This window comes from Monashia sp. HAY1-5C, from assembly GCF_056755255.1.
On the sequence record NZ_JBPGXG010000164.1, the window covers coordinates 1 to 9258 of the forward strand.

Annotated in this window: 9 protein-coding genes; 5 read left to right on the forward strand and 4 right to left on the reverse strand. The window is 72.8% G+C overall.

What is annotated here, in order from left to right; translation table 11 throughout:
* Window positions 1-59 precede the first annotated feature (59 nt).
* Entirely contained in the window at window positions 60-677 is a 618-nt protein-coding gene (locus tag ACR9ZK_RS18995; protein WP_481343520.1) for an N-acetyltransferase family protein, read from the reverse strand.
* Window positions 674-2743 (reverse strand): NAD(+) synthase, encoded by a 2070-nt coding sequence (locus ACR9ZK_RS19000; RefSeq protein ID WP_481343521.1) that lies wholly within the window; start codon window positions 2741-2743, stop codon window positions 674-676. The genes ACR9ZK_RS18995 and ACR9ZK_RS19000 overlap by 4 nt, the downstream gene beginning before the upstream one ends.
* 136 nt (window positions 2744-2879) lie before the next feature.
* Between ACR9ZK_RS19000 and ACR9ZK_RS19005 the strand changes: the two genes are divergently transcribed.
* Window positions 2880-3311, forward strand: coding sequence for a pyridoxamine 5'-phosphate oxidase family protein (locus tag ACR9ZK_RS19005; RefSeq protein WP_481343522.1), 432 nt, complete (start codon window positions 2880-2882; stop codon window positions 3309-3311).
* Between the two features lie 104 nt (window positions 3312-3415).
* On the opposite strand, the gene ACR9ZK_RS19010 is transcribed toward ACR9ZK_RS19005, so the two are convergent.
* The gene (locus ACR9ZK_RS19010; RefSeq protein WP_481343524.1) at window positions 3416-4609 is read right to left on the reverse strand and encodes a glycine C-acetyltransferase; all 1194 of its coding nucleotides are present in this window, start codon (window positions 4607-4609) and stop codon (window positions 3416-3418) included.
* Window positions 4610-4682: 73 nt separating this feature from the next.
* On the opposite strand from ACR9ZK_RS19010, the gene ACR9ZK_RS19015 reads away from it, so the two are divergent.
* Entirely contained in the window at window positions 4683-5096 is a 414-nt protein-coding gene (locus ACR9ZK_RS19015; protein WP_481343525.1) for a TIGR03668 family PPOX class F420-dependent oxidoreductase, read from the forward strand.
* 39 nt (window positions 5097-5135) lie between these two features.
* Here the strand turns inward: ACR9ZK_RS19015 and ACR9ZK_RS19020 are convergent, their stop codons facing one another.
* Window positions 5136-5693: a dihydrofolate reductase family protein gene (locus ACR9ZK_RS19020; RefSeq protein ID WP_481343526.1), complete on the reverse strand. Its 558-nt coding sequence runs from the start codon at window positions 5691-5693 to the stop codon at window positions 5136-5138.
* 151 nt (window positions 5694-5844) lie between these two features.
* Between ACR9ZK_RS19020 and ACR9ZK_RS19025 the strand changes: the two genes are divergently transcribed.
* The 3 genes from ACR9ZK_RS19025 to ACR9ZK_RS19035 all read left to right on the forward strand — a co-directional run.
* A complete protein-coding gene (locus tag ACR9ZK_RS19025; protein WP_481343527.1) occupies window positions 5845-6228 on the forward strand; it encodes a hypothetical protein in 384 nt (127 codons plus the stop codon).
* Window positions 6229-6364: 136 nt separating this feature from the next.
* Window positions 6365-7189, forward strand: coding sequence for a caspase family protein (locus ACR9ZK_RS19030; RefSeq protein WP_481343528.1), 825 nt, complete (start codon window positions 6365-6367; stop codon window positions 7187-7189).
* 4 nt (window positions 7190-7193) lie between these two features.
* Window positions 7194-9258: CHAT domain-containing protein (locus tag ACR9ZK_RS19035; RefSeq protein WP_481343529.1), on the forward strand; the 2065-nt coding region annotated here is incomplete at its 3' end.

A 9258-nucleotide genomic window follows, 5' to 3' on the forward strand; every position in this document is an offset into this window, starting at 1 on the left:
TCCGTCGTCGGCAGCGTCAGATGTGTATAAGAGACAGTCGAACAGAAGCGCGCGAAACGTCACCAGAGGTCGGTGTGCATGATGTGGGCGGCGACGCGCTCACCGGTGGGCAGCTCGTGCGCTCGGGGCACCGTGCCGAGGACGGTGAACCCCAGGCTCTCGTAGAGGGCGACCGCACCGGTGTTCGTCTCGACGACGGCGTTGAACTGCATCGCGGCGAACCCGGCGTCGCGGGCCCAGGCGAGGGAGTCCTCGACGAGGGCCCGGCCGACACCGCGGCCGCGGACGGCGCTGTCGACCATGTAGCTCGCCGTCGCCACGTGGGACCCCGGCCCGGGCCGGTTGCGACCCATCTTCGCGGTGCCGAGCACGGTGCCGTCCGAGTCGTCGACGGCCACGGTGACGCGTCCGCCCGGGCCGTTCTCGAGCCAGGTCGCGCGCGCCGTCGCCTCGTCGAGGTCGACCGGATAGGGAAAGGTGTCGCCGGCGCGCACGACCTGCTCGACGACGGCCCAGACCGTAGGCCAGTCCGCGTCGACGTACTCGCGCACCGTCACGAGGCGCCCGGGCTCGAGGCGTCCGGGCGCGGGCTGTCCGGGCGCGGGCTGTCCGGGCGCGGGCTGTCCGGGCGCGGGCTGTCCGGGCGCGGGCTGTCCGGGCGCGGGGCGTCCGTTCACGAGGCGTCCTCGCACGACACGTCCGGAACGTTGGCGTCCAGCTCGTCGAGCCAGGCCCCGGCCGACGCGTCCGACGGCATGCGCCAGTCACCCCGCGGCGACAGGGACCCGCCCGCGGCGACCTTGGGGCCGTTGGGCAGGGCCGACCGCTTGAACTGGTTGGCGAAGAACCGCCGCACGAAGACCTCGAGCCAGCGGCGGATCGTGGGCAGGTCGTAGGCGAGCCGGTCGGCGTCGGGGAAGCCGGGCGGCCACTCGCCGGCGTCGGGGTCGTGCCAGGCGTGCCAGGCGAGGTAGGCGATCTTCGAGGGCCGGTAGCCGCGGCGCAGCACGTGGTAGAGGGTGAAGTCCTGCAGCGAGTAGGGGCCGATCATGGCCTGGGTGCTCTGCGGCTTCTCGCCCTCCTTGGCCGGGACGAGCTCGGGGCTGATCTCGGTGTCGAGGATCGACAGGAGCGTCTCGCCGACGTGGTCCTCGAACTGGCCGGAGGAGACGACCCACCGCACGAGGTGCTGGATGAGCGTCTTGGGCACGCCGGTGTTGACGGCGTAGTGGCTCATCTGGTCCCCGACGCCGTACGTGCACCAGCCGAGGGCCAGCTCGGACAGGTCGCCGGTGCCGAGGACGAGACCGCCGCGCTGGTTGGCGATGCGGAAGAGGAAGTCGGTGCGCAGGCCGGCCTGGACGTTCTCGAAGGTCACGTCGTAGACCTCCTCGCCGCGACCGAAGGGGTGGCCCATCGTGTCGAGCATCTGCGTGGCCGCCGGGCGGATGTCGAGCTCCTCCCACGTGACGTCGAGGGCCTCCATGAGCGCGATCGCGTTGCGCTTGGTGTGGTCGCTCGTCGCGAAACCCGGCATCGTGAAGGCGAGGATGTCGCTGCGCGGCCGGTCGAGGCGGTCCATCGCCTTGGCCGCGACGATGAGCGCGTGCGTCGAGTCGAGGCCACCGCTGACGCCGATGACGACCTTGGGCCGCCAGCTGTCGGTCGACATGGCGCGCAGCCGCTGCTCGAGACCCGACACCTGGATGTTGTAGGCCTCGTAGCAGTCGAGGGCGAGCCGCTCGGGGTCGTCCGGCACGAACGGGAACCGGTCGACCTTGCGCAGCAGGCCGATGTCGTCGGTCGGCGGGGCCAGCTCGAGCTCGACGGTGCGGAAGCCACCGACGCGGTCGGCGTGCGCCCGGCGGTTGTCGTCGAAGGTGCCCTGACGCTGCCGTTCCTGGCGCAGCAGGTCCAGGTCGATGTCGGCGACCGACCGACGCGGGCCGTCGGGGAAGCGGTCGGACTCGACGAGGAGCGCCCCGTTCTCGTAGACGAGCGTCTGGCCGTCCCAGGAGAGGTCGGTCGACGACTCGCCCTCACCACCGGCCGCATAGAGGTACGCCGCGAGGCACCGGGCAGAAGCACTGCGGCACAAGAGCTTCCGGTCGTCGGCCCGGGCCACCGTGATGGGCGAACCGGAGAGGTTGGCCAGGACGGTGGCGCCCGCGAGAGCCGCCTCGTGGCTCGGCGGGACGGGTACCCACATGTCCTCGCACACCTCGACGTGGAGGACGAACCCGGGCACGTCGGTGGCGCGGAAGAGCAGGTCGGGCCCGAAGGGGACGCGGTCGCCGGCGACCTCGATGGTGCCGCGCTGGTCGTCTCCGGCGCCGAACCACCGCCGTTCGTAGAACTCGCGGTAGGTGGGCAGGTAGGACTTGGGGGCGACACCCAGGACGCGACCGCGGTGCAGGACGACGGCGCAGTTGTAGAGGCGTCCGTCACGGTCGAGCGGGGCACCGACGACGACGAGCGGACGAAGGTCGGCCGTCGCCTCGGCGAGGCGCGCGATGGCGTCGTCGACGGCGTCGAGGAGGGGGTCCTGCAGGAAGAGGTCGTCGATCGCGTAGCCGGACAGGCACAGCTCGGGGAAGATCGCGAGCGCGACACCCTCGTCGTGCAGGTCGCGCACCTGCTCGAGCACCGCGTCGGCGTTGCGGGCCGGGTCGGCGACGGTGATCGGGAGGGTGCAGGCCGCGACGCGCGCGAAGCCCTGGGCGTACGCACTCCAGAAGTCCATGGCCCCAGTCAATCGCACCGCGGCTGTGACGCGAGCCTCGCCGGGAACCGGGTGCGTCGGGCACCCTGTCTCCTACACTTGGTAGTAGTCCGAGGCGGGTGCCGACCGACCCGGGAACCCGAGAGAGGTGACGACGATGAACACGACCGAGAGCCCGGTGCACGAGCTGCATCCCGAGGAGAGCTGGGAGTTCCTCCGCGCCCACGAGTTCGGGCGCCTGGCCTACCACCTCGCCGACGAGGTCCACCTCGTCCCGATCAACTACGCCGTCGCCGACCACCGGCTGCTGTTCCTCACCGCCGAGGGCAGCAAGCTGCTCGGCGTCGCCATGAACCGCGACGTCGCCTTCGAGGTGGACGACTTCGAGGACGAGCGCGCGACGAGCGTCATCTGCCGCGGTCGTGCCCACGAGCTGACCGGCGACACGACGTGGGCCATCGAGCAGCTGCCGCTTCGCCCGTGGGTCGACACCCCGAAGACGGTCGTCGTCGAGATCACCGTCGACGAGATCACCGGCCGTCGCTTCGACCTGCACCGCCCCTGGCTGCACGCGCGCGTCGAGCCCTGAGCCGACGCGTCCGCCCGAGGAGTGCGGACTTCCCGCACGGGTGCGTCACGCAGGACCCACCCCTGACGGAAGCCCGCACCTCTGGGCGTGCGGCGCCGTCGGCGTCAGCCGACGGCGTCGCGGGCCCGGGTGAAGGCGTCGACGCACGCGCGGACGTCGTCCTCGGAGTGCGCCGCCGAGAGCTGGACGCGGATGCGCGCCTTGCCCCGGGGCACCACGGGGTAGGAGAACGCGATGACGTAGACGCCGTCGCCGAGCATGTGGTCGGCGACCTGGGCGGCCCGGCGGGCGCCGTCCTCGCCCGGGAACATGACCGGGCGGATGGGATGCGTGCCGGGCAGCAGCTCGAAGCCCGCGTCGGTCATGAGCGAGTGGAACAGCTCGGTGTTGCGGCGCAGCACCTCGCGCTTCTCGGCCGAGCCGGCGACGAGCTCGAGCGCCGCCATCGAGCCGGCAGCCACGGCCGGGGCGACCGAGTTGGAGAAGAGGTAGGGCCGCGACCGCTGGCGCAGCAGGTCGACGATCTCGCGGTGGCTCGAGACGTAGCCGCCGGAGGCACCGCCGAGCGCCTTGCCGAGGGTCCCGGTGAGGATGTCGACGCGGTCCTGCACGCCGAACAGCTCGGGCGTGCCGCGACCGCCGTCCCCGACGAAGCCGACGGCGTGCGAGTCGTCGACGAACACGAGCGCACCGAACTCGTCGGCGAGGTCGCAGATCTCGTCGAGGGGCGCGTACGAGCCGTCCATCGAGAAGACGCCGTCCGTGACGACGACCGTGCGCCGGGCGCCCGCCGCGGCCGCCGCCTCGAGCTGTGCACGCAGGTCGGTCATGTCGGCGTTCCGGTAGCGGTAGCGCATGGCCTTCGACAGGCGGACGCCGTCGATGATCGACGCGTGGTTGAGCTCGTCGCTGATGATGGCGTCCTCGGCGCCGAAGAGCACCTCGAAGACGCCGCCGTTGGCGTCGAAGCACGACGAGTAGAGGATCGTCGCCTCGGTGCCGAGGAACTGGCTGATGGTGCGCTCGAGGTCGGTGTGCAGCGTCTGCGTGCCGCAGATGAACCGCACCGACGCCATGCCGAACCCCCACTGGTCGAGGGCTGCCTGGGCGGCGCCGACGATGGCCGGGTCGTCGGCCAGACCGAGGTAGTTGTTGGCGCAGAAGTTGAGCGCCTCGGCCTTGAGGGTCGTCACGTGGGCCGACTGGGGTGAGGTCAGCTCGCGCTCGTTCTTGTAGAGGCCGGCGTCCTCGATCTCGTGCAGGGTTGCTGCGATCTCGTCCTTGACCGATCCGTACATGGTCGTCCTTCGCGCGTCGGCGGGCGGTGGCGTCCCTCAGCGTATTGCCGCACGCCCGGGCTAGCGTGGGCGGGTGGACGCGGACGAGGCCAGGGAGCGCTTCGCCACGGCGCGGGTCGCGCGCCTCGCGACGACCGGGCCGGACGGCGCGCCACACCTCGTGCCCGTCGTCTTCGCCGTCGTCGGTGACGTCGTGTGGTCGGCCGTCGACGACAAGCCGAAGTCGACGCGCGCGCTCCGGCGCCTGGCGAACATCGCGGCGCACCCGCGCGTCAGCCTCCTCGTCGACCACTACGAGGAGGACTGGACGAGCCTGTGGTGGGTCCGAGCCGACGGCACGGCGCGCGTCTTCGAGGGCGACGACGCCGCCGTGGGCGAAGGGCGCGACGCGCTGGTGTCCCGCTACCCCCAGTACGCCGAACGGATGCCCGCCGGGCCGTACGTCGCGGTCCACGTCACCGTGTGGCGCGGCTGGTCGGCCCGCTGACGACGGCCCCCGCGGCCTCTGACGACGGCCCCCGCGGCCTCAACGCAGGTCGTACCGCGCGTACGTCGTCCCGCCGCCGAAGGTGCGGGCGTCGGTGAGCCGCAGCTCGATCCGGACCCCGGTCGGCAGGAACGGCGTCCCTCCTCCGACGACGTGCGGCACGCGGAGCACGGCCAGCTCGTCGACGACGCCGGCTCGCAGCGCCCGGGCCGCGAGCGTCGGCCCGCCGACGCTGACGTCGCGCGGCTGCCGCCGCACCCAGGCCCGGACGGCCGGCGGGTCGAACGACCGCTCGAGGCGCGTCCGCGGCGCGGTGACGGCTCCCAGCGTCGTCGAGTAGACGACCTTGTCGGCGGCCTGCCACACCAGCGCGTAGGCGTCCTCGACCGACCCCTCGGGGTCGGCGGTCGGGGCCGTGTCCCAGTACCGCATCACCTCGTAGAGCCGGCGACCGCACAGGTAGGTGCCGATGCCGCGCTCGAGCTCGTTGACGAAGGCGTGCACCTCGGCATCGGGCGCCGCCCAGTCGAACGCACCGGACGCGTCGGCGACGTAGCCGTCGAGCGAGCAGATGGCCGTGTAGACGAGACGTCCCATGCGTCGACTGTGCCACGCCGGCACGCTCACCGGGCGGTGCCGGACGGGCTCGGCTCGGCGCGAAGCCCGTTGCGGCACTACAGTGGCGGGGTTTGCGCTGCCCACGAGGCCGCGCGAACGATGCCCTCCCACCCGGACGCCAGGACCTCCCGTGCACCGACGACTCGCCCTCAGCTGCGCCACCGCAGCGACCGTTCTCGCCCTCGCCGCCTGCGGCGACGGCGGCCCGAGCGCGACGAAGCAGGTGGCGAGCGCGCACCCGACGTGGATCACGGTGGCCCAGGTGGTGTGCCCGCCCGGGTCCGACGCCACGGGGTCCGTCGACGAGCACGAGGTCGCCTGCACCAGCGCAGACGGCCGGCACGTCGGGGCGACGTTCTACGACAAGGCCGTCGACCTCGACCGGACCGTCAGCACCTTTCGATGCAGGACCGGGGTCAAGTCGATCTCGGGCGACGACTGGCTCGTGCCCGTCGTGGCCGACGACGCCACGGCCGCAAAGCTGCTCGACGCCGGCGGCATCAACCTCTGCTGACCGTCGGGCGCCGGACAGGGCGTCGGACAGGGCGCGGTGCGGACTCGGGCGAACCGGATGTATCAGGGCCTCGACAGGAGGACTCTGGGAGGTGGGGCCCCACCCTGCCCCGTGCGCTCGGCGGAAGGAGCTCGACATGGCCCGGCGCGCCCTGCTCATCGGCATCGACCACTACGCGATCCCGGGGGCCGACCTCCGCGGATGCGTCAACGACGTCGAGCTCGTCGCCGGCGTCCTGCGCGACCTCTACGACGTCCCGGACGAGTCCCTCACGCTGCTCACCGACGCGAAGGCCACGAAGGCCGCGATGCAGGAGGCGATCGCCGGTCTCGTCGACGGCGCCGTCCCCGGCGACGTCCTCTACCTCCACTACTCGGGGCACGGCTCCAACGTTCCCGACACGAGCGGCGACGAGTCCGACGGCCGCGACGAGATCCTGTGCCCCCACGACCTCGACTGGGACGACCCCCTCACCGACGACTGGCTGCGCGCGACGTTCGACCGACTCGACCCGGCCGCCAGCCTCACCGTCGTCATGGACTGCTGCCACTCCGGCACGAACACCCGCGAGCCCCTGCCGCCGCCCGGGCTGGCGCAGCCGGAGGTCGTCGAGCGGTTCCTGCCCAACCCCGGCGACGAGGAGCGCGGCGGGGCCCACACCGGCACGCCGCGGCGCTCCCGCCGTCGACGGGACGGCGACGTGCACGAGGTGGACATCGTCGAGACGCTCGTCAGCGGCTGCCGCGACACGCAGACGTCGGCGGACGCGCGGATCGGCAGCTCGTACAACGGCGCCTTCACGTACTACCTCGTCCGGGCGCTGCGCGAGAGCCCGACGTCGTCCTACCGCGACGTGCACCGCCGCACCCTGACCGGGCTGCGCGGCCTGTACCCGCAGGTGCCGCAGCTCGAGGGACGCGGCGCCCGCCTCGACGCCGCCTTCCTCTCCCCGGCGGGGTGACGCCGTGCCCCCGCTCGACGGGCCCGCCCCGACGCCGCAGGGGGTCCCCGCGACGCTGCCGACGACCGCTCCCGTCACCTCCACCACCCCGGCACCGCCCACCTCCGTCCCGCCCGACCCGCGACCGCGGCCGCTCGTCCACGTCGCGCACGGCGACCTGCGCTTCGCCCGCAACCACCTCCTCGTCGGCCACTACGCGGGCAGCACGCTCGTCGGTGGCGAGGCCGCGCTCGACCAGCTGCTCGACGGGCGCCTCGCGCGCGCAGCCATGCTCGGCATCTATCCCGGTGCGCTCGAGACCTGCCAGGTCTTCACCGACCCCGACAAGTGGTCGACACCGCCCGGTGCGGTCGTCGCCGGCCTCGGCCCGATCGGGCAGCTGAGTGCGGCGGCGCTGGCCCGGGCCGTCGCTCACGCGGCCCTGACCGCCGCCCTGGGTCACCTGTCGATCGCCCGGCCACGCAAGGCTGCTCGCCGGACGTCGGGCGTGCTGCAGATGCGGCTGTCGAGCCTGCTGATCGCGACGGGCGCCGGTGGCCTCGCGGTGCGTGACAGCGTCCAGGCGCTGCTCACCGGCATCCAGCGGGCCAACGACCGGCTCGCCGACACGGGCATGGGCGTGCACATCTGCGACGTCGAGCTCATCGAGCTGTGGCAGGACCGGGCCCTCCAGGCGCTGGACGCGGTCGAGGCCTCGATGTCGACCGGTGAGCTGGCCGACTGCTTCGAGCTCGACCCGCGGCTGCGCGAGCTGCCCGGGCGGCAGCGTCGGCTCGTCTTCAGCGAGCGTGACGGGTGGTGGCAGCAGGTCCGCGTCCGGGGCGAGTCGGACGGGTCGCTGTCCTTCGAGACGTCGCTCGGCCGAGCCGGCACGCCGTCCCGGACCGTGGGCACGCAGCGGGTGCTCGTCGACCGGCTCGTCGAGTCGCTCGTCGACACGCCGGCGCCCGACGCGGTCTCGGCGCACACGCTCTTCGAGCTGCTCTTCCCCAACGACCTCAAGGCGCAGGCACCCGACACCGACAACGTCGTCCTCGTCGTCGACCCCGGCTCGGCCCACTTCCCGTGGGAGCTGCTCGACGACCGCGGGGCCGACCGGTCCGGCGACGGCGAGCGGCGCCCACCCCTCGGGGTCCGCCGCGGGCTCGTGAGACAGCTCGAAGGCACCTCGATGCGCAGCCACGTGCTGTCCGCCACGACCGGCCGGGCGCTGGTCGTCGGCGACACCGAGAGCGGCCTCGGGCCGCTGCCCGCTGCGCAGTCGGAGGCACGGGCCATCGCAACCACGTTGCAGGGCAAGGGGTTCGAGTGTGACCCCCTCATTGCGGCGTCGGGTGCCCAGGTCGTGCAGGGCCTGTTCGACGGCGCCTACCGCATCGTCCACCTGGCCGGGCACGGCGTCTTCGAGTGGCCCGTGCGCGGCACGGGCGACGGCGCGTCCGAGCCGACGAAGGTCACCGGCATGGTCCTCGGTGGTGGCATGTTCCTCACGGCCGGCGAGATCGGGCAGCTGCGACAGGTGCCCGAGCTCGTCTTCGTCAACTGCTGCCACCTCGGTGCGGTGCCCGAGAGCGGCGCCGTCGCGCCGACGCTCGGGGGCCGCTACCACCGGCTCGCCGCGAGCATCGCGACCGAGCTCATCGACATCGGTGTGCGGGTCGTCGTCGCGTGCGGCTGGGCCGTCGACGACGAGGCCGCAGCGACCTTCGCGACGACGTTCTACGACGCCATCCTCGCCGGCGAGACGTTCGGCGACGCCGTGACCCGGGCCCGCGCGGAGACGTGGAGCCAGCACCCCGACGTCAACACGTGGGGCGCCTACCAGTGCTACGGCGACCCGGACTACCGCCTCGTCCGCGAGGGCGTCGAGCTGACGACCGGAGCGACACGCAGCCTGGCCAGCACCGAGCAGGCCCGCGTCGAGATCGAGAACCTCGGCCAGTCGGTCGACGTCAGCCGCGACACGAACTACGGGCTGCGCCGGCTGCGCACGCTCGTCGACCGGCTCGACGCGTGCGACCTGTCCGACGCCTCGCTCCAGGTGCTCATCGCCCGCACCTACAACAAGT